Annotated in this window: 17 protein-coding genes, 1 tRNA gene and 2 pseudogenes; 8 read left to right on the plus strand and 12 right to left on the minus strand. The window is 71.2% G+C overall.

The genetic code is table 11. The annotated features are described in order from the left end of the window. Positions 1-127: 127 nt before the first annotated feature. Positions 128-1,284 (plus strand): annotated as a pseudogene (locus BJF80_RS06135) (IS3 family transposase); the annotation flags it as partial. On the opposite strand, the gene BJF80_RS06140 reads toward BJF80_RS06135, so the two are convergent. After that, positions 1,248-1,826 carry a relaxase domain-containing protein gene (locus BJF80_RS06140; protein WP_083669411.1) on the minus strand — a complete coding sequence of 193 codons (579 nt, stop codon included), beginning with the start codon at positions 1,824-1,826 and terminating at the stop codon, positions 1,248-1,250. The pseudogene BJF80_RS06135 and the gene BJF80_RS06140 sit on opposite strands and share 37 nt — an antisense overlap. A gap of 132 nt (positions 1,827-1,958) precedes the next feature. After that, positions 1,959-2,531 (minus strand): TetR/AcrR family transcriptional regulator, encoded by a 573-nt coding sequence (locus BJF80_RS06145; RefSeq protein ID WP_075812269.1) that lies wholly within the window; start codon positions 2,529-2,531, stop codon positions 1,959-1,961. A 79-nt stretch (positions 2,532-2,610) separates the two neighbouring features. Here BJF80_RS06145 and BJF80_RS06150 point away from each other — a divergent pair, with 79 nt between their 5' ends. Beyond that, entirely contained in the window at positions 2,611-3,249 is a 639-nt protein-coding gene (locus tag BJF80_RS06150; protein ID WP_083673491.1) for a CPBP family intramembrane glutamic endopeptidase, read from the plus strand. A 44-nt stretch (positions 3,250-3,293) separates the two neighbouring features. Here BJF80_RS06150 and BJF80_RS06155 read toward each other — a convergent pair whose 3' ends face one another. Beyond that, positions 3,294-3,989, minus strand: coding sequence for a hypothetical protein (locus tag BJF80_RS06155; RefSeq protein WP_075812273.1), 696 nt, complete (start codon positions 3,987-3,989; stop codon positions 3,294-3,296). A gap of 628 nt (positions 3,990-4,617) precedes the next feature. Here BJF80_RS06155 and BJF80_RS19860 point away from each other — a divergent pair. Next, a complete protein-coding gene (locus BJF80_RS19860; protein ID WP_237767463.1) occupies positions 4,618-5,028 on the plus strand; it encodes a recombinase family protein in 411 nt (136 codons plus the stop codon). A gap of 62 nt (positions 5,029-5,090) precedes the next feature. Then, a pseudogene (locus BJF80_RS19865) lies at positions 5,091-5,465 on the plus strand (recombinase family protein); the annotation flags it as partial. Between the two features lie 195 nt (positions 5,466-5,660). On the opposite strand, the gene BJF80_RS19870 reads toward BJF80_RS19865, so the two are convergent. The 4 genes from BJF80_RS19870 to BJF80_RS06175 form a co-directional block, all read right to left on the minus strand. Then, positions 5,661-5,819, minus strand: a complete 159-nt coding sequence (locus BJF80_RS19870; protein ID WP_237767464.1) for a hypothetical protein — start codon at positions 5,817-5,819, stop codon at positions 5,661-5,663. Between the two features lie 250 nt (positions 5,820-6,069). Continuing rightward, positions 6,070-6,143 (minus strand) — tRNA-Val (locus tag BJF80_RS06165). A gap of 74 nt (positions 6,144-6,217) precedes the next feature. Then, positions 6,218-7,147, minus strand: coding sequence for a trypsin-like serine peptidase (locus BJF80_RS06170; protein ID WP_075812275.1), 930 nt, complete (start codon positions 7,145-7,147; stop codon positions 6,218-6,220). Positions 7,148-7,296: 149 nt separating this feature from the next. Further along, the gene (locus BJF80_RS06175; protein ID WP_202817149.1) at positions 7,297-8,232 is read right to left on the minus strand and encodes an aminotransferase class IV; all 936 of its coding nucleotides are present in this window, start codon (positions 8,230-8,232) and stop codon (positions 7,297-7,299) included. Between the two features lie 34 nt (positions 8,233-8,266). Between BJF80_RS06175 and pta the strand changes: the two genes are divergently transcribed. Together pta and BJF80_RS06185 are read left to right on the plus strand one after the other, a co-directional pair. Further along, complete coding sequence (gene pta, locus BJF80_RS06180; protein WP_083673492.1) at positions 8,267-10,360, plus strand: phosphate acetyltransferase; 2,094 nt, start codon at positions 8,267-8,269, stop codon at positions 10,358-10,360. Beyond that, complete coding sequence (locus BJF80_RS06185) at positions 10,357-11,625, plus strand: acetate/propionate family kinase (RefSeq protein WP_083673493.1); 1,269 nt, start codon at positions 10,357-10,359, stop codon at positions 11,623-11,625. The genes pta and BJF80_RS06185 overlap by 4 nt, the downstream gene beginning before the upstream one ends. A 249-nt stretch (positions 11,626-11,874) precedes the next feature. On the opposite strand, the gene galK is transcribed toward BJF80_RS06185, so the two are convergent. From galK to BJF80_RS06200, 3 genes are read right to left on the minus strand one after another with little or no spacing between them, the layout of a single operon-like run. Beyond that, a complete protein-coding gene (galK, locus tag BJF80_RS06190; protein ID WP_237767465.1) occupies positions 11,875-13,071 on the minus strand; it encodes a galactokinase in 1,197 nt (398 codons plus the stop codon). Beyond that, complete coding sequence (locus tag BJF80_RS06195; protein ID WP_075812279.1) at positions 13,068-14,333, minus strand: FAD-binding protein; 1,266 nt, start codon at positions 14,331-14,333, stop codon at positions 13,068-13,070. The genes galK and BJF80_RS06195 overlap by 4 nt, the downstream gene beginning before the upstream one ends. A 10-nt stretch (positions 14,334-14,343) precedes the next feature. Continuing rightward, positions 14,344-16,482, minus strand: coding sequence for an alpha-galactosidase (locus BJF80_RS06200; protein ID WP_075812308.1), 2,139 nt, complete (start codon positions 16,480-16,482; stop codon positions 14,344-14,346). A gap of 106 nt (positions 16,483-16,588) precedes the next feature. On the opposite strand from BJF80_RS06200, the gene BJF80_RS06205 reads away from it, so the two are divergent. Next, entirely contained in the window at positions 16,589-16,792 is a 204-nt protein-coding gene (locus BJF80_RS06205; protein WP_022923844.1) for a hypothetical protein, read from the plus strand. Positions 16,793-16,911: 119 nt separating this feature from the next. Here the strand turns inward: BJF80_RS06205 and BJF80_RS06210 are convergent, their stop codons facing one another. Together BJF80_RS06210 and BJF80_RS17605 are read right to left on the minus strand one after the other, a co-directional pair. Then, on the minus strand, positions 16,912-17,118 hold the full coding sequence (locus tag BJF80_RS06210; RefSeq protein WP_075812281.1) for a hypothetical protein: 207 nt from the start codon (positions 17,116-17,118) through the stop codon (positions 16,912-16,914). 358 nt (positions 17,119-17,476) lie between these two features. Then, entirely contained in the window at positions 17,477-18,658 is a 1,182-nt protein-coding gene (locus BJF80_RS17605) for an MFS transporter (RefSeq protein ID WP_075812283.1), read from the minus strand. A gap of 105 nt (positions 18,659-18,763) precedes the next feature. On the opposite strand from BJF80_RS17605, the gene BJF80_RS18295 reads away from it, so the two are divergent. Then, positions 18,764-19,441 (plus strand): HAD family hydrolase, encoded by a 678-nt coding sequence (locus BJF80_RS18295; RefSeq protein ID WP_075812284.1) that lies wholly within the window; start codon positions 18,764-18,766, stop codon positions 19,439-19,441. The last annotated feature ends 1 nt before the right edge of the window (position 19,442 follow it).

Genomic DNA, 19,442 nt, shown 5'->3' on the forward strand with positions numbered 1-19,442 from the left:
TCCTTCGAGTAGGCGTGTGGTCAGAGACCGCCATCATCGAAGGAGCCCCGCTCCGTCCCCGGATTGGGGCCACAGGGTGGGGAATTTCAGTGAGCAGAACTGGGGAGAATCACCTGAGCGCCGTCAGGAGTCGGTGCGTCGCTGGGTGACCCAGGCCGAGGTCGACGCCGGGGACCGCCCTGGAGTCACCAGCGCCGAGAACGAGGAGATCAAGCGGCTCAAGGCCGAGAACCGGCGGTTGCGCGAGGACGTGGCGATCCTGAAGGCGGCCACGAGTTTCTTCGTGGGGGAACTCGACCCCCGCAACCGCTGATCATGGGCTTCATCGACACCATGAGGGCCCAGGGCTACGCGGTCGAGTCGATCTGCCGGGTGCTGCGCGAGCAGGGCTGCCAGATCGCCGCGCGGACCTACCGCAGCTGGAAGTGCGCCACCCGGGCCGTGGCCGCGCGCACCGTCACCGACGCCCAGGTCGTGGACGCCGTGCGGGACATCGCCTGGACGACCGACCAGCACGGCCGGCGCCGGCTCACGCCCGAGGGGCTGTACGGGCGGAGGAAGATGACCGCCTACGTGCGCCGCACCAGCCTGCCTAACGCCTCCGCCGGGGCGGTAGACCGCGCCATGACCATCCTGGGCCTGTCCGGGGTGCGGCGGGACAAAGGTGTGCGGACCACGATCCCGGCCAAGGACGGCACCCGTGCCGGTGACCTGCTGAACAGGGACTTCACCGCCGCCGCCCCGAACCACGTGTGGGTGACCGACTTCACCTACGTCAGGACGTGGGCGGGCTTCGTCTATGTCGCGTTCATCCTGGACGTGTTCTCCCAGCGGATCGTGGCCTGGCACGCCGCGACGAGCAAGGTCACCGACCTGGTCATGATCCCGCTGCGGATGGCGCTGTGGGAGCGTGACCGCCAGGGACGCCCTGCGGTCGCCGGTGAGCTGATCCACCATTCGGACGCCGGGTCGCAATATACGAGCCTGCGGCTGACCGAGCACCTGGCCCTTGAGGGCATCCGGCCCTCCATCGGGTCAGTGGGTGATGCGTACGACAACGGGCTCATGGAGACGATCAACGGCCTGTACAAGGCCGAGTGCGTCCGCACCACCGTCTTCCATGACGGGCCCTACAAGACGATCGCCGATGTGGAGTACGCGACCGCCGGCTGGGTCGACTGGTACAACAACCGCCGGCTCCACTCGACCCTGGGCAACGTCCCACCGGCCGAGTACGAGCAGGACCATTACGCTGCACTCAACCCTGAGCCGCAGCCCACATGAGAGCGGCAGAGAACCTGGGGCGCTTCAATATGCCGGTGCGGATCACCCGCCCGCGACGTACGGTGCGTGATGGCCACGACGTGCATCTGCTCGACGGAGACGACCTCCTGAGCACCCAACGGGCCAACACGAGTCACGGAGTGCTGAGCGAGCCAACGCCGAATCTCCGCCAGAGCGTCCTGCTGGGCGGCGTCGAGGGCGTCGGAAACCTCCGGGTGCAGCGCGGCGGCGATCGACAGTGACTTGGGGGTGTTGATGACCATCTCCATGAACCGGGGCGATCCTCGCCTGCCCACCCCTGCCTGGCGTGGCTTGCCCATCTGCTCGCCTGTGAGCGGGTTCTGCCAGTCCACCCACCCCACATACGCTTCGGGGTCAAGACTCAGCTCAGCAGTCACCGCACCCGACCCGTCGAGCGCCGTGAACTGCGCCATGGTCGTTTCCGCGCCGAGGTAGTAGTCGTCAGCACGGGAGCGGTCTGCCTCGACATAGCGGCGCGCGTCAGCCCCAGTTTTCCGGAACGGGATCACGCCGCCATGCATCCCGACCACCGTCCTTCCGCCGGCTCGCTGATCATCTAGCGTAACAGCAACTACCGCAGTTAGATTACGTTCATTCCCTGAAAATGGGGCGAGAAGATGCGGGAGAACTCGGGATGCTCTCAGGCGTGGGACTCAGATGCTCGTGAGGCGATCGAGGTAGGTATCGAGGGCAGTGGTGGTGCGCTCTGCGGTGAATGAGGTGGGATCGCTGATGGCATTGAAGGCGAGTCCATCGGTGAAGGCGCGTAGATACTCGGCTTCGTCGTGGATGTCGGCATCCGGGGCGAACGCGCGGATCGTGGCCTCGCAGAGGTGGCGCAATCCGTCGTTGATGTTGTTGAGGACCTCTTGAAGGGCGGGGTTGCGCGCGGTTGCGGTTACGGCCAACCAGACATGCGTTTCGGTCGTGCGGGCCTTGTCTAGAGGGAGTGCTTGGAGCCAGGCCTGGCGGATATCGTCCTTGTCGTTGCCCGTCGGGGTGAGGTTGGCGAGTCGCGCGGCTTGGTCGTCTCGAACCATCTTGATCGTCGCCGCAAGCATTTCGTCACTGCTCGGGAAGTAGTGGCGCAGCGTTGAAGGCTGCACCTTGGCCTCGGCCGCGACGGAGCGCACAGAGACGGCGTGGATGCCGTCTCGTTCGATCACTCGCGACACCGCCCGTGCGATGTTCGTCCGGCGGGTGTCATGATCCACGATTTTCGGCACGAGACCTCCTGGGGTGATTGCAGGCTCTTATTATCGCACGACTGTGCGATCATAAGAGCCTGCAATCGGAAGGAACCTCATGCGCAACATCTCGGCTCGCCAGTTCACGGGTCTGCTCATCGTGGGAACGACATCGGGCATGGCGATCCCTCTGGTGCTGTGGTTACTCCGTGACCCCGGCAGGTTCGCCACTGACCTCTTGGGCATCAATCAGAGCGCCACGGTGATCCCGTGGGCATGGGCTATTGCTGCGGCGACGGTGGTGGCGTATGTGGCATACACTTTCTGGGCCGTCCCGTTCGTGCGGGAGAACGCGACTTCAGTGAGCGGTTTGAAGTTCCTCGCGATCCCGCTGGCGCTGGTGTCCGGGACGTTAGAGGAACTCCTTTTCCGCAGGTTCCTCATGGACTGGCTCGACAGCCTCACCACTCCGGGCGTGCTGCAAGTCCTCGCCTCAGCGGTCGCGTTCGGAGCCGCGCACTCGCTCTGGGTGTTGTTCTCACGAGACGCGCGAATCATCCTCCCCGTGGTCGCGGCAACGACCGCACTGGGGGCCGTACTTGCGGTGACCTACCTCGTTGCCGACCGAAACGTGCTGCCGGTGATCTGCGCGCATATCGCCATCAATCTCGTGATCGAACCGTGGCTACTGCTCAGCTCCATCAACGGGCGATGGAAAGCGGGAACAGACACCGACTCCTCAACCCCAACACGTTAGCCGCAAGGCGACGCCACCCCTGCCGCACCGCAATCTCAACACCCTTACCCAGCGCGGCCCCTTCGCCCCGGTGGCAGCAGCCCCTTGGCTCGTGCGCGGGCAACCCAGCCCTGCGCGGTCGAGAGCGGCACCAGGCTAATTTCTGCCATCTTCGCGGTCGGGTTCGCCTCCCCATCATCCACGAGCCGAGTGTGCTGGAGAGCGACGACCTCGTAGAAGTCCGCGATCCGCTTCGGATTCCCCAATGGCTGCATAACCTCGGAGAAACGGAGGATGCGACCCGAGGGCATGGTGAGCGTGCCACCCTCGAACCGAGTGGCTCCGGTGACGGCGAACTGGCGGCGGTTGATCGCCGCCTCAATCCGCGACGTCGGGAGATTCCGCAGCATCGGGCTGGCGACAGGCTCTCCCGCAATCTCGGGCAGGTAGACGATCCCGGTGATCCGTACTTCACCCATCGGCTCTTGGTGCATGAGGTACTGGCGTTGCAGGCGCAACAGCACGCGCGTATGGGACTGGACGTGCTCGATGAGGAACCAACGCCCGTCGCGGCCATCGTTGTAGCCGCTCAGCTCTCCATCCGGCCCCGGAGTGCGGTACGTCCGATCGGCATACTTCAGCGCAGCGTCAATCGCGACGGACTCTGCGGAGGAGGCGATCACGGGAGGTTCGGGCATCGCCCAGCCTGCTGGCAGGTCTTCGGGGACCAGTAGCGGCATGTCCTCCACGTCTTGACTCATGGTTTCGATGGTAGTGGAACCTGCGAATCATCTCAAACAATGGCCGTTACGCCATGAGTGTGCTACCTTTGTTCTGGCGTACCTGCATTTATGTGAGATTGGTGGTGAGCGGCCTGACCCCAGCCCCGACCCGTGAGCGCCGCTCCCATGCGGCGCAGGGCCGGGTTGCGCTCGGCGCGAGGGCGAGGGCGAGGGCAGGGGCGGGGGATGATCCTGGGCAGCTTCGACTCCGCACGATCCGCCGCGCGGAACCCGACATAGGGAAGCTCGTGGAGTGGGTGCTGAACATCACCCAGGAACGCTGGGACGCCTACCAAGCAGGCGACCCTGACCCCTACGACCTCCCGGCACCTGCGAATCTGAGCCGCATGTCAGACCGGCGAGGCAGAGTAGAAGAGAACGAAGAACCCGAGCTGTTGCACCAACGAAGGAGCACCGCATGACCACCACCGCTCCCACACCACCGCCCCCGACCGGCGGACGGACGACAAGCCGGTGCTGCCGGCCGTGTCCTACCTCCGCGTCTCGACCCGCGAGCAGGCCGAACGCGGCGGCACCGAGGAAGGTTCTCCATCCCCGCGCAACGTGAGGCGAACCACCGCAAAGCCGATGAACTCGCGCGCGCATCGTGCGCGAGTTCGTCGACGCGGGCGAGTCTGCGAGGTCGGCGGATCGCGACGGGTTGCAAGAAATGTTGGCGTTCATCGCCGCGACCAGGGTCACGTTCTGCATCGTCCACAAGCTCGACCGCCTCGCCCGCAACCGCGCCGACGACGTCAAGATTCACGAAGCACTTATCGGCGCAGGCGTCACCCTCGTCTCCGCAACCAAGTCCATCGACCAGACGCCTTCCGGGATGCTCGTCCACGGCATCATGTCCTCCATCGCCGAGTTCTACAGCCGCAACCTCGCCACGGAGGTCACGAAGGGGCTGACGCAGAAAGTCGCGCAGGGTGGCACTCCGATGCGCGCACCAATTGGTTACCTCAACGTCCGCAAGACGGATGAGAACGGGCGGAGGTTCGCACGGTCGAGGTAGATACTGAGCGCGCCCCCCTCATTGCATGGGCGTTCGAGCACTACGCCGAAGGCGAGACCTCCGTGACCGGCCTGCTCCGCGAGTTGACCGCACGGGGATTGTTGACAGTGCCAACGCCGAAACGCCCGTCAAAGCCGTTGGGGAAGAACACGCTCTACAAGCTGCTCACGAACCCGGACTACGCCGGGGTGATCCGCTACAAAGGTGCCCTGCATCCCGGCGCGCACGAGCCCATCGTGGAACCAGCGTTGTTCGACAAGGTGCAGTCACTGTTGCGGGCTCGGACGGCGAAGATGACCCGCCACGTCCAGCACGCCCACCACTTGAAGGGGCTGCTGCACTGCGGCACCTGCGGGTCGAGGATGCTGCTCGACTTCGCCACCAACCCCAGGGGCGTGACCTACGCCTACTTCATCTGCTCCGGCCGCGCCGCGAAGAAGACCACCTGCACCCGGCGGGCCGTGCCCGTCGCTGTCGCGGAACGGCTTGTCGCCGACTCCTACGCGAGCATCACTATCAGCGACAGCACCTACCAACGCATTGCCACGGACGTTGATGCAGCGTTCGACAAACGCAACGCCGGGAACGATCAGGAGCTTGCTGACCTGACCGCGAACAGGGCGCGCCTGGAATCAGAGTCCGACAAGCTCCTCGCGGCACACTTCGCAGACGCCATCGACCTCGACACCCTCAAGCGCCACCAAGACCGCATCCGCGCAGGCCTCGCCGACGTGAACCGACGACTCGCCGAGCACCGCGAACACCACACCGGCGGGCGCGCGTTCCTCCACGACTCACTACGCCTGCTCACCGACGCGCACCACGCCTACCAACATTCCGGTGACGCCGACCGACGGATCGCCAACCAAGCCTTCTACACCAGCCTCGACATCACCGACGACGAACAACTACGGCCGCACCTGGCTGAGCCGTTCGCGACGATCTTCCGCGAAGCCCACGCAGGTGGTGACGAAGGCAAGGAAGCGAAACGGGAACACACCACATCTCTCGATGTCGCGTGTTCCCGTAAGACACTTTGGGTGGACGTGAAGGGACTCGAACCCCTGACCTCTCGCGTGTGAAGCGAACGCTCTAACCAGCTGAGCTACACGTCCGGACGTGCCCTCGGGCACGGGGAGGAAGTCTAGCCTCCCCGTGCCCGAGCGACGAAATCGCTGCCGGACCGACCTCAGTCGTTCTGCGCGGCGTTGTAGACCTGCTGCGCGGTGCTCCCGAAGTAGGGGCCGTACATGACGTCCTGCTCGAAACTGTAGCCGAAGGAGTTGATCGAGTTGAGCGTGCCGTTCGTGATCCAGCCGCCGCCGCTGCTGCCGCCGGTCATCGAGCACGGCAGCCGGTGGTCGTTGGTGCCGTAGCTGTCCCGGCCCGAGGTGCCCGAGCAACGGTAAAGGTAGGCGCCGTTGTAGGGCGTGGCGGCGGGGTAGCCATGGGCCTGGAACGAGCGGTTGTAACCCAGGTTGAAGCCGATCGGGTAGTCGCCGGTCGCGTCCGTGAGGCTCTGGCCGTTCTTCTCCGCCATGACCGCGAAGGCCACGTCCTGGTTGATGTCCCCGCGGTTCACCCACGCCGACGCGGCGTACAGGTTGTCCGCGACCCACTGGCCGTAGGGCGCCTGCCCGTTGTTGTAGGCCGGGACGTAGGTGAAGTTGGTGGCGAAGTCACCCGGACCCTCGTTGAGGCAGTGTCCGGCGGTCGTCACCACGTCGCGGTTGGCGCTGCGTGTGGAGGTGCCGGAGCAGACGTAGTCCTGCCCGCCCAGGGTGAAGAAGACCTTGCCGAGACGCGCCTGCGGGGTGACCCGCACCGCCTGGGCGGTGGCCGACGGCGCGGCGCGCGCGGCCTGGGTCGAGGGGAGCGACGTGCGCTTGCCCGACGTCCCGAGGTCCCGGGGCCGGGCGTTCTCCATGCGCTCGGGGGTCCAGTACTGCCGAACCGAGTCCTGCGAGGCGAGTGTCGGGGCGAGCGAGTGCTTCACCACCACCTCGTCGTCCCCGGAGCCGGTGTCTGGGGCGGCTCCGGCGCCGCTGGCGCCGATCACGCTGAGGGCGAGCGCTGCCGCGCCGGCCAGGGTCAGGGCCTTGGTACGAACTGGACGCATCCACTTCTCCTTGGGTCGCGAGCACCGCTTCTCGGTGCCCGGGACGACGTTAGGAGGGGGTCGGTCAAGGGTGGTCCATGCCGCGGCAAGGGTTGGGCAAAGGTTGTGTCAGGCCGCGGTCAAGTGACGCTGCGTCAAGATCGCGGCGCTCAGGGGTCGCGCCGCTCGGCCGCCCGGCGGGCGAAGATCTCCTGCGCGCGAGCGGTCACCGGACCGGGCTCCTGGCCGAGCTCCCGGGGGCGGACCGCTGGGGCCGCGAGGGTATGCCCGGAGGTCAGCTCGGCGCCCTCGGCCACGTCGATCCGGGTCACCGCGGTGAGGTCGCGGATGCTGCTGGTGATCCAGACCTCGTCCGCCTCGTCCAGGATGCCCAGCGGCAGCGGCTCCTCCACGACCTCTAGGCCCTCCTCGCGCAGCCACTCGATGGTCAGTCCACGGGTGATGCCGGCCAGCGGTCCGGAGGCCAGGTTGGGGGTGCGCACCACCCCGCCGGTCACGACGAAGACGTTGGTGCCAGTGCCCTCGCACAGGTCGCCGACGGTGTTGGCGAGCAGAGCCTCGGAGTGCCCGGCGGCCTTCGCCGCCGCGAGCGCGACGACGTTCTCCGCGTAGGACGTCGACTTGACCCCCGTCAGCCCGCCCCGCTCGTTGCGGGTCCACGGCACGACCAGCACGCTGGTCGTCGGGCCGATCGGCTGCTGTTTCAGGGCGGCAACGACATACGTCGCGGCTCCCGGGACCCGGTCGCTGCCCAGCGGGCCGAGCCCGGCGGTGACGGTGTAGCGCAGGCGGCCGAACGGCATACCTCCCTCGGCGAGGACCGCAGCGATGCCCTCCCCGACCCGGTCCCGGTCCAGCGGCTCCAGGCCGAGTGCCGCGAGCGACCGGTCCATCCGGTCGTGGTGCCGCGTGAGCGCGAAGACCTCCCCGTCGACTACCTTGCACGTCTCGAACACCCCGTCGCCGACGGTGATCCCGTGGTCCAGCGCCGGCACCGAGCCCTCCGGCCCGACGAGGGCGCCGTCGACCCACACCCGCACCGCGGAGAGTCCACCGGCAGCGGTCAGCGAGCTCGACGTGTCCATGAACGCAGCGTAAGGCGTGGCTATCGTGGGACCCGTGAGCACCTCCCTGTATGTCGCGTCCGCCGAGCCCCGGTCCGGCAAGTCGGCGGTGGCGGTCGGGCTGCTCGCCCAGCTGTGCGCCCTCGGCGGCCGGGTCGGCGTCTTCCGCCCCGTCGTGCAGGACCGGGAGCACGACCCGCTCCTGCACCTGCTGCACCCGCTCTCGACGTCGGCGTCGGCCATCGAGGACGCCGTCGGGGTGACCTACGACGACCTGCACCGCCAGCACGACGCGGCCATCGGCGACATCGTCGACCGGTTCCACCGGTATGCCGCCGAGCACGAGCGGGTGCTCGTCGTCGGCTCGGATTACACGGGGGTCACCGCCCCTACCGAGTTCTCCACCAACGCCGGCATCGCCGCCCACCTCGGCGCGCCCATGCTGCTCATCATCCCCGCCGCCGGCCGCAGCGTGGAGGACACCGCCACCGCCGCGGCCGTCACCGTGCAGGAGGCGCTGAGCCGGCACGCGGCGGTCGCGGGCGTGCTCGCCAACCGCGTCGACGACGACCTGGACGAGGTGTCCGAGGCGGTCCGCGACGCGGTCGCCGAGCAGGTGGCCGGCGGCGGCAGCGACCCGGTCGTCCTCGCGATGCCCGCCGACCCGCTGCTCGCCGCCCCGACGGTCGGCGACCTCATGGCGGCGACCGACGGCATACTCCGGGCGGGTGACGAGACGCTGCTCGAGCGAGAGGCGACCGGGCTCATCATCGCCGGGATGACCATGCCCAACGTCCTGGACCGGCTGCGCGAGGGCAACGTGCTCATCTGCCCCGGCGACCGCGAGGACGTACTGCTGGGCGCCATCCTCGCCCACCGGTCCTCGACCTTCCCCTCGCTCGGGGCCATCGTCCTCAACGGTGGGCTGCGCCCCAGCGAGCAGGTGTCTCGGCTCGTCGAGGGCCTCGCGGTGGAGCTGCCGATCATCGGCTGCGAGGGCGGGACCATGCGCACGGCGATGACCATGGACGACGTCGTCGGCCGCATCACCCCCCGCTCGCAGCGCAAGATCGAGCACGCCCGGTCCCTGGCCCAGCAGCACGTCGACCTCACCCGGCTGCTCCCCGTCGAGGACGACACCGGTCGCCGGTCCGGCGTGGTGACCCCGCTCATGTTCGAGCACGAGATCATGGCCCGGGCGCGGGAGACGGGCGCGCACGTGGTGCTGCCCGAGGGCGGGGAGGACCGGATCCTGCGGGCGGCCGACACCGTGCTCGCCCGCGGGGTCGCCCGGCTCACGCTGCTCGGTGACGAGGCGCAGGTGCGTGAGCGGGGGGCGGCGCTGGGCCTGCGGCTCGACGCCGCCGAGGTCGTCGACCCGCTCACCAGCCACTGGCGCGAGGACTTCGCCCGGACGTATGCCGAGCTGCGGGCACATAAGGGCGTCACCCTCGAGCAGGCCCAGGACATCGTCACCGACCCGGCCTATTTCGGCACCCTCATGGTCAAGACCGGGCGGGCCGACGGCATGGTCTCCGGGTCGATCACCACGACCGCGCACACCATCAGGCCGGCGCTGGAGGTGATCCGCACCTCCCCCGGTGTCTCGGTCGTCAGCTCGGTGTTCTTCATGTGCCTGGCCGACAAGGTCCTCGTCTACGGCGACTGCGCCATCAACCCCGACCCGGACGCCGAGCAGCTCGCCGACATCGCGATCTCCTCGGCCGCGACGGCCGCCCAGTTCGGGGTCGAGCCGCGGGTGGCGATGCTGTCCTACAGCACCGGCGGCTCGGGCAGCGGGGCCGACGTCGACAAGGTGCGCACGGCGACCGACCTCGTGCGTGAGCGGGAGCCCTCGCTCCTGGTCGAGGGGCCGATCCAGTACGACGCCGCCGTCGACCCCTCCGTCGCGGCCACCAAGCTCAAGGACTCCCCCGTGGCCGGACAGGCCACCGTGCTCGTCTTCCCCGACCTCAACACCGGCAACAACACCTACAAGGCGGTGCAGCGCAGCGCCTCCGCGGTGGCGGTCGGTCCGGTGCTGCAGGGGCTCAACGCCCCGGTCAACGACCTGTCCCGAGGCGCGACGGTCCGCGACATCATCAACACCGTCGCCATCACGGGGATCCAGGCGGGGGCGGGCCGATGAGCGCGGACCGGGGTGCTGGGGCGGGCGGCCGGAGCGGCGCGGGGCGCGGCGCTGGGAGCGGCTCCGCGGGAGGCGACCCGGTCGTGCTCGTCGTCAACGCCGGCTCCTCGTCGGTGAAGTACCAGCTGCTCGACCCGTACACCGGGGCCTCGCAGGCCAAGGGGCTGGTGGAGCGCATCGGCCTGACCGACGGGGTGGCGCGCCACACCGTGGGCGGGAGGACCCACGAGCAGGTCCTCGACGTGCCCGACCACGCGGCGGCGCTGCAGCTGGCGACCCGCGCCTTCCAGGAGCACGGCCCCACCCTCGCCGACGTCGACCTGCTCGCCGTGGGGCACCGGGTCGTGCACGGCGGCGCGGAGTTCGCCGACCCCACGCTCATCACCCCGGAGGTCATCGCGACCGTCGAGCGCCTCGTGCCGCTCGCGCCGCTGCACAACCCCGGCAACCTCGCGGGTATCGCCGCCACGCAGGAGGCGTTCCCCGATGTGCCCCAGGTCGCGGTCTTCGACACCGCCTTTCACCAGGGCATGCCGGAGGCCGCCGCGACCTACGCCGTGCCCCGGCAGTGGCGCGAGGAGCACCGGGTGCGGCGCTACGGCTTCCACGGCACCTCCCACGCCTACGTCTCCCGACGGGCCGCCGACCTCCTGGGCCGTCCGCTGGAGGAGGTGCGCAGCATCGTGCTGCACCTGGGCAACGGGGCCAGCGCCGCTGCGGTCGACGGCGGCCACAGCGTCGACACCTCGATGGGCATGACCCCGCTGGAAGGGCTGGTCATGGGCACCCGCCCGGGTGACCTCGACCCCGGGGTCGCCGGGCACCTGGGCCGGGTGGCCGGGTTGTCGACCGAGGAGGTCGAGCGTGCGCTGGCCAAGGAGTCCGGGCTGCTCGGGCTCACCGGCTCGGCGGACTTCCGGCAGGTCATGGCGCGGCGGGCGGACGGGGACCCGGCGGCGGTGCTGGCCTTCGAGGTGGTCGTGCACCGGGTGCTGCGCTACGTCGGGGCCTTCGCCGCGGTGCTCGGCGGGCTCGACGCGCTGGTCTTCACCGCGGGGGTGGGCGAGAACAACGTCGAGCTCCGCGCGGCCGTCCTGCAGCGACTGGCCGGGTTCGGCGTGCTCCTCGACGCACCCGCCAACGCCGCTGCCGACGGCGAGACCCTCATCACCACCGCGGACAGCCGGGTCGCGGGCTATGTCATACCGACGGCGGAGGAGTGGGAGATCGCCCGGCAGGCCGCCGCTCTGGTCACCCGCACCTGACCCCTCCCACCGAGCGCCGCCCATGGTTGGCACACCACCCACCGAACGCCGCCGTCTGAGACGACGGTGGCGTCCTCGCACCGTGAGGTCGGCGACCGGAGGACGCGAGAAGCAACCACTCACGACGCGCGGTGGCACCAGGAACAACCATTCACGGAGCCCGGGGGCACCAGGACCAACCACTCACGGCGCTCGGTGGCACCAGGGCCAACCATTCGCGGCGCTCGGTGGGTATGCGGCCGGGCCGGCTCAGGAGAGCCGGTGCGCCGGGGCGCTCGGCGTGGCCCGGAGCAGGTGAGGGGCCTCCAGACCCTCGGCGAGGAAGGCCTCGTGCACCGCGGCAGCGACGTCCTCGACGTCGCCGCGCCGCACCAGGGCCAGCGCCGAGCCGCCGAAACCGCCGCCGGTCATCCGCGCGCCGGCCGCCCCCGCCTGCCCGGCCGCCTCGACCGCGAGGTCGAGCTCCCGGCACGACACTTCGTAGTCATCCCGGAGCGACACGTGCGAGGCCACCATGAGCCGGCCCACCTGCTCGGCGTCCTCCTGGCCCAGGGCCGCGACGAGGTCGAGCACCCGGGTGTTCTCGGTGAGCACGTGCCGCACGCGGCGCTGCGCCTCGTCGTCCCCCTCGAGCCGGCCCAGCACCTCGTCCACGTCCGCGCCGCGCAGCCCACGCAGGCTGGCCACCCCGAGGCTGCGGCAGGCGCGCTCGCAGGTGTCCCGGCGCGCGGCGTACTGTCCGTCGGCCAGGCTGTGGTGGGCCCGGGTGTCGATGACGAGCACCTCGTGACCGGGCAGGGTCCACGGCACCGGGGTGAGCGAGAAGTCGTCGCAGTCGACGAGCAGGGCGTGCCCGTCCACCGCGCGCAACGAGACGGTCTGGTCCATCCCCCCGGTCGCCGCGCCGGCGTAGTCGTTCTCCGCACGCACGCACACCTGCGCCAGCTCGGCCCGGTCGACCGCGGCCAGCCCCGGCACCAGCTCCGCCAGGGCCAGGGCGCTGGAGCAGGACAGTGCGGCCGAGGAGGACAGGCCCGCCCCGAGCGGCACGCGGCCGTCCACGAGGATGTCGGCGCCGACCGGGCCACCCGCCCGCTGCGCCAGGATGGCGACGACGCCCGCGACGTAGGCGACCCAGCCCCCGGGCGACCCGGCGCGGATCTGGTCCACCTCGCCCTCCCAGGCCCGTCCGGGCGCCTGCCGCGAGACCACCCGCAGCCGCCCGTCCGGCCGGGTCCGCACCGCGCAGTAGGTGCGGTGGGCCAACGCGAAGGGCAGGCACCAGCCGCCGTTGTAGTCGGTGTGCTCGCCGATGAGGTTGATCCGCCCGGGGGCGGCCCACACCCCGTCGGGGGCACCTCCGATCTCCCGCGCGAACGCCGCCCGCAGGTCCGGCTCGACCTCCTCGTCGGCCGTCGCCGGCGACCACCGCACCTCATCCGTCACAGTCCCACCCTCTCCAGGTAGTCGTTGCGCAGCGCACCGCGCGGGTCCAGTCGGGCGGCCAGCTCGAGCATCCGCCCACGCTGCGGGTAGAGCTCCTCGATGCGCCGCGCGAGCGCGCGCTCGTCGAAGAGCTTGCCCCAGTGCGGCCGTGCCCCGAGCGGCTCCAGCCCCTCCTCGATCCTCGGGAGGAGCGCCTCGACGGCGGGCTGCTCCCGCCGCCAGGTCACGTGGAAGGCGACGCTGTCCTCCTGCGCGGGGTCGAGCCACTGCCGGCCGCGGGACACGGTGCGCATCTCCGCGCTCAGGGCCAGACCGGCGAGCTCGTCGGCCATCCCCCGCAGCTGTTCCAGCGCCGGGCCGACCGCGCGCCGCGGCAGCAGCCACTCCGACTGCAGCTCCTCGCCGGCCGAGGGGGTGAACCCCATCCGGAAGTGCGGCAGCCGGTCCAGCCAGGGGCCGGGCACGCCGCCCTGCGGGGTGCAGTGCTCGGGCCGCCCGCCCCGGATCATGTGCCGCGGCCCGTCCGCCGGCCGCAGCCCGAGGGCACCGACGGCACCGTCACCGCCCCGGGGCCGGTCCACCCGGTCCTTGACCCACACCTGGGTCGCCCGGTCCGGGTCCCGCCAGTCGGTGAAGACCGAGACGCTCGTGCCCAGCCCGGTCACGGCGTCGAGGTCCTCCACCACCCGGTCCCAGGTGAGGCCCTCGTAGACGGTCTGCGCGACGTCGTAGGTGGGCTCGACGTCCAGCTCGACCACGGTGACGGCACCGAGCATGCCCAACGAGACCACGGCACCACCGAAGTCGGGGTCCCCGCGCTCCAGCCGCACCTGCTCGCCCCCGGTGGTGACGATCTCCACGGCGGCGACCCCCTCGGCCAGCGACGCCGCGCCGTCGCCCGAGCCGTGCGACCCGGTGGCGACCGCTCCCCCGACGGTGATGTGCGGCAGCGAGGCCATGGCGTGCAGGGCCCACCCCTCCTCCTGGATCCGGACGCCCACCTCGCCGTAGGTCAGGCCCGCCCCGGCACGCACGACGCCTCTCTCCCGGTCGACCTCCAGCCCGGTCGGCAGCCGGCGCAGGCCGACGAGGGTGCCGGTCGTGTCGGCGACCCGGTTGAAGGAGTGCCGCGAGCCGAGGACCCGGACGCGCGCGGCCCCGCCCATGACCTCGGCCAGCTCATCGATGCTGGTGGGCTCGACCAGCTCACCGGCCGAGTAGGCGAGGTTGCCGGCCCAGGTCCGTCCCGGTGCTGGTGCCATCCGCTCAGCCTCAGACCGAGACCGCGCGCCAGATCTGGCAGTGCTCGGGGTCCAGGGGCTGCATCGGCAGGCCCACCTCGGCGAGCACCCGGCCGGGCAGCACGACCCCGTCCACGGCCCACGGCACCACCCCGGGACCCGCCCGCAGCGGCTTCTGGCCGGGGCGCTCCAGGGTCACCCGGTAGCGCGCGTCCGGGTCGAGCCCGGGCAGCCGCACCCGGTGCGGTCCGGTGGTGGCGGGTCGCGCCAGCGCGGCGACCTGGAAGAGCGCCGTGGACCGGTCCTGGGCCACCGTGCCGTGGACCCAGGTCGCCTCGTCGTGGTGGTCGCCGTTGACGACCCGCCCGGTATGCAGCAGCTCGCGGTGCGCGCGGTAGAAGGCCACCCACGCCTCCAGCTCGGCGAGCTCGGCCTCGGTGCAGGTGGCCAGGTCCCACTCGATCCCCAGGTGCCCCCACAGGGCCGTCCCGGCGCGGAAGTCCAGGTCGTGGCGGCGGCCGGTGGTGTGCGAGCGGCCCGAGGCGATGTGCGTGCCGACGAGCTCGGGCGGGAGCAGGAGCATGGTGCCGCGCTGGATCTGCTGCCGCTCCAGCGGGTCGATGCAGTCCGAGGCCCAGACGCGCACCGCCCGCTCCAGGATCCCCAGGTCGACCCGCCCGCCGCCGGCCGAGCAGGACTCGATCTCCAGCCCGGGGTGGGCGGCCAGCAGCTCGTCCATGAGCCGGTAGACCGCGAGCGTGTGCTCCCGCACCCCCGGCTCGCCGCCCGGGGTGTGACCGGCGTCGTTGAGGTAGCGGTTGTGGTCCCACTTGAGGTAGGCGATGTCGTAGCGGTCCAGGAGCGCCCGCAGCTGGTCGCGGACGTGGGCGTAGGCGCCCGCGTGACCAAGGTCGAGCACGTGCTGCTGGCGCGACTCCAGACCTCGGCGACCCCCGGCGGAGAAGATCCACTCCGGGTGCGCCCGCGCCAGGTCGGAGTCCAGGCTCACCATCTCCGGCTCCACCCAGAGGCCGAACTCCATCCCGGCGGCGTGCACGTGCTCGATCAGGGGGTCCAGCCCGTCCGGCCAGACGTCCGGCGAGACCACCCAGTCCCCCAGGCTGCTCGTGTCGTCGCGGCGTCCGCCGAACCAGCCGTCGTCGAGCACGAACCGCTCGGCCCCCACCCGCGCACCCCGGTCGACGAGGTCCGTCAGCCGGTCGAGGTCGTGGTCGAAGTAGGTCGCCTCCCAGTTGTTCAGCGTCACCGGGCGGGGCCGGTCGGGGTGGTGGGGTCGGCTGCGCAGCCAGGCGTGGAAGCGCCCGGCGACCTCGTCGAGCCCGGTGCCGTGCGCGGCGTACAGCCAGGGGTTGGTCAGCTCCCCACCCGCGCCGAGGCGCGCCTCGCCGTGCTCGAGCCGCTCCCCCGACCCCAGGACCCGCGAGCCGTTGAAGAGCCGCTCGGCGTACGTCGTCTGGTTGCCGCTCCACCCCAGGTGCACCGCCCAGACCTGGCCGTGCCCGAACCCGAAGCCCGGCTCCCCCGCGCACAGCAGGTGCACCGCGTCCAGGCCGGTGCGTCCGGTGCGCACCTCCCGGCTGTGCACGCCGACGGAGAACGGCTGGCGCTGCGGCACCCGCTCCATGGTGTGGCGTCCGGCGAAGTCCAGCAGCTCCCCGGCCCGCTCCGGCACCGGCAGCGCGACGCGGACGGCACCCACGTCATACGTCTCCTCGCCGGTGTTGGTCAGGGTGGCCCGGGTGCGCAGCAGCCCGCCCGAATGCAGCTCGAGCTCCAGCTCGACCGCGAGGTATGCGCTCGCGTCGGCCCCGCGGACGACCACCCGCTGGGTGCCGTCCGCCAGCGTGGTGCGGTCGGGCGGCCCGTCGGTGCGGAAGGCCGGGGACCAGTCGCGTCCGGCGCGACTCCCCTCGACGCCGGGACGACCCAACCACGCACGGGCGTGCTCAGGCAGCATGCTCACCTGGTCGGCGTGGTCGAACGGGCTGTCGCCGTGGGCGACCTGCGTCGCGGTGACCACCGCGGCGAGGTCGTCGTCGCCCAGCTCGCCGAGGTCGGCGCCCCAGTGACGGACCACCGGGAGCAGGTCGTCGGAGAGGTCCAGGACGAGGGAGGTGCCTGCCGATCGCAGGTGCAGGAGCGAGCTCACGTCGACCACCCCACTGCACCGGGTGGCCCGGTGTCCAGTCGGCGGGCCGGGCCAACGTTCACGTCGCGTCCACCGCCACGCCACCTGCGCTGGCTACGGTCGGCCGGTGGCCAAGGAGCTGGAGTTCATCAGGGGCGTCGACAAGCTGCATGCGTTCTACACCGAGCACGTGCGGATGCTCGCGCACGCCTACGACCTGAGCGACGAGGACGCCGCGCGGATCCTGGACCGCTTCGACTTCAAGAACGTCTCCCGCTCCATCCTCGCCCCGGCGCGGGTCGACCTCTTCGAGGCGCCGCCGGAGCTCTGAGGCGCACTCGTACCCGACGCCTCAAAGGAAGGGCTGCACGAGGTCGACGTAGCGCCGCGCCATGGTGTCCACCACCTCGCCGCCGTCGCGGGCCCGCAGGATGTCGTCGTTCTGGTTGTTCACGTAGGCCCGGCTGTCCGTCTGTAGGTGCCGGGGACGTCCACATCGGTGATGCCGAAGGAGGTGTCGACGGTCTCGGTGCGCAGGAACCGGAAGAACAGCGTCCCCGTGTCCCCGTCCTCGATCGCCGGGATCTCCCAGTATGCCTTCTCCCCCGGGCCGTTGAGCTGGCCGACGAAGTTGTTCTGGTTGAGCGGGTCCTGCACGACGGCCGCGGCGGCCGAGCCGACCCACCCGTCCTGGCCGTCCAGGCCCCCCAGGGTGTAGGTCTCGAAGTCGAGCAGGGTGGTGAAGTCGGCGGCGGCCTCCTGGGCGAGGTCGTCACCGCCCTCCTCCGGGGCGGCCCGGGGCCGCGACCGCGGCGGGCGCGAGCCCGGTGATGCCGAGCGTCGTCGCGAGCGCGAGGGCTGTCCACCTCCGGGACGAGAGTGGTCGGAGCCGTGACATCATTGTCTCTCCTCACGATGCGTAAACGTTCGCGTGCCTGGCCAGGTAAAGGTCAACGTGGAGGGGCCTCATAAGGGTTTGCGTGAAATTACGTCCGGGAAGGCCGCGGGGAGTCCCTCACCGGGGCGGCGTCGAGCCGGCCGGGCGGGCCCCTACACGCAGGAGGAGGACCACCCCGACCGTGGCAGCCCCGAGCGCCACGAAAGCGCTGGCCAGGCCCCGTCCTTGGGCCAGGAGCCCCAGCACGAGCGGGCCCGCCCCGAGACCGACGTCCACGAGCACCCCGAAGGTCGCACCGACCGCACCGGGCCGCCCGTCGGGCAGGCGTTCGGTGAGCAGCCGGAAGAAGGCGGGGGTGAGCAGGACGGCCCCGAGGGCCAGCACGACGGTCCCGGCCCCGAAGGTCCACGCGCCTCCCGCGAGGCCGAGCAGCACCAGCCCCACCCCGCTCAGGACCAGGGCGGCCGCGGAGAGCCGCGTCGCGGCGTACCGGTCGGTGAGGCGGGCCAGGAGCAGGCGGCCGGCCACGACGACGCCGCCGTAGAGGGCCAGCGGCCACCCGGCCCCGTCGAGACCGACCTCCCGGGCCCGCAGGGCCGCGAAGGCGAGGAAACCCGCCGACCCCACCACCCCCACCACGAACGCCAGCCCGGGCAGCCGCACCGCGCGGGGGAAGAGCGGCGCGGCGCCGTCCGGCGGCTCCTCCGGCCGGGCGCCCGGCAGCGCCGTGCCGACGGCCGCGGCCAGCACGCCGAGGGCGGCGACGCCGAGCCAGGCGGTGCGGTAGCCGCCGAGGTCCACCAGCCGCTCACCGAGCGCAGGACCCAGCGCGATGCCGACGAAGAGCGACAGCGAGCTGTAGCTGAGCGCCTCACCGCGGCGCTGCGGCGGCGCGACGTGGAGCAGAACTGCCATGCCGGCGACGAAGACGATCGCCTCGGCGACCCCGGTGAGCGCCCGGAGCAGCAGCAGCACCGGCACGCTGCCGGCCTGGGTGTGCGCGACCAGCACGACCGCCAGCAGCAGCGAGGCCCCGACGAAGGGACGCCGCGGTCCCCACCGGTCCACCACCCGGCCGGCGGCCGGTCGCAGCACCAGCGCGGTGAGGCTGAAGGTGGCGACCGTGAGGCCCACCACGAGGGGGCCGGCTGCCAGGCGGTCGGCCGCGTAGACCGGGACGAGGGGGATGAGCGCGCCGATGCCCACGAAGTAGGCCAGCTCGGCGAGGACCAGGGCGAGGAAGGGCCCCGTCAGGAGGCGAGCACCCGACGGCGGGCCGTCCCCTGGCGCCGCAGCCACCCGGCGATGGTAGCAGCGGGACGCCGCGCGGAGGCGGTGTCGACCGGTGGGCCTGCGACCCCGTCCAGGGCCGGTCGGGCACCCGGCCCTGGGTAGGCTCGCTGGGTGGAGACCGCCCGCCGCCTCGTCGAGGACGCCCGGACCCTGCTCGTCGACTTCGACGGGCCCCTCGCCCGGCTCTTCCCTGGGGCCCGGTGGGCCGAGCTGGGTGACCGGCTGCGGGCGGAGGCACGCAGGCTCGGCGGCTCCGAGCTGGCGCAGCGGCTGGAGGGCGAGGCGGACCACGTGCAGTGCCTGAGGCTGGTCGGTGACCACTCGCCCCGGCTGCTGGAGCCCCTCGAGGCCGTCGTCACCGAGCTCGAGCTGGAGGCCGCCGCCCGGGTGTCCCCCCGGACCGGGGCGGTGGCTCTCGTCGAGCACACCCTGGGTCGAGGTGCCTCCGTCGCCGTGGTCACCAACAACACCCCCGCCGTCGTGGCGGGCGTGCTGGACCGCGCCCGCCACGGCGTCACCGCGCGCCTGCATGTCGTGGGCCGGTCGGCGGGGCAGGTGGCCGACCTCAAGCCGCGGCCCGACCTCCTGGTGCGGGCGCTGGGGCTGACCGGATCGCGCCCCGAGGAGTCGGTCTTCCTGGGGGACTCGGTGACCGACGTGCAGGCGGGCCGTGCGGCGGGCGTGGCCGTCGTCGGGGTCGCCGCGGAGGAGGGCCGACGCCACGAGCTGCTCGCTGCCGGCGCGGTGGGTGCGGTGGACGGGGTCGACGCCCTCGTGCCCCCGCGGTAGG

Origin of the sequence: Serinicoccus sp. CUA-874, from assembly GCF_001942225.1 — a bacterium.
GTDB classification, from domain to species: domain Bacteria; phylum Actinomycetota; class Actinomycetes; order Actinomycetales; family Dermatophilaceae; genus Ornithinicoccus; species Ornithinicoccus marinus.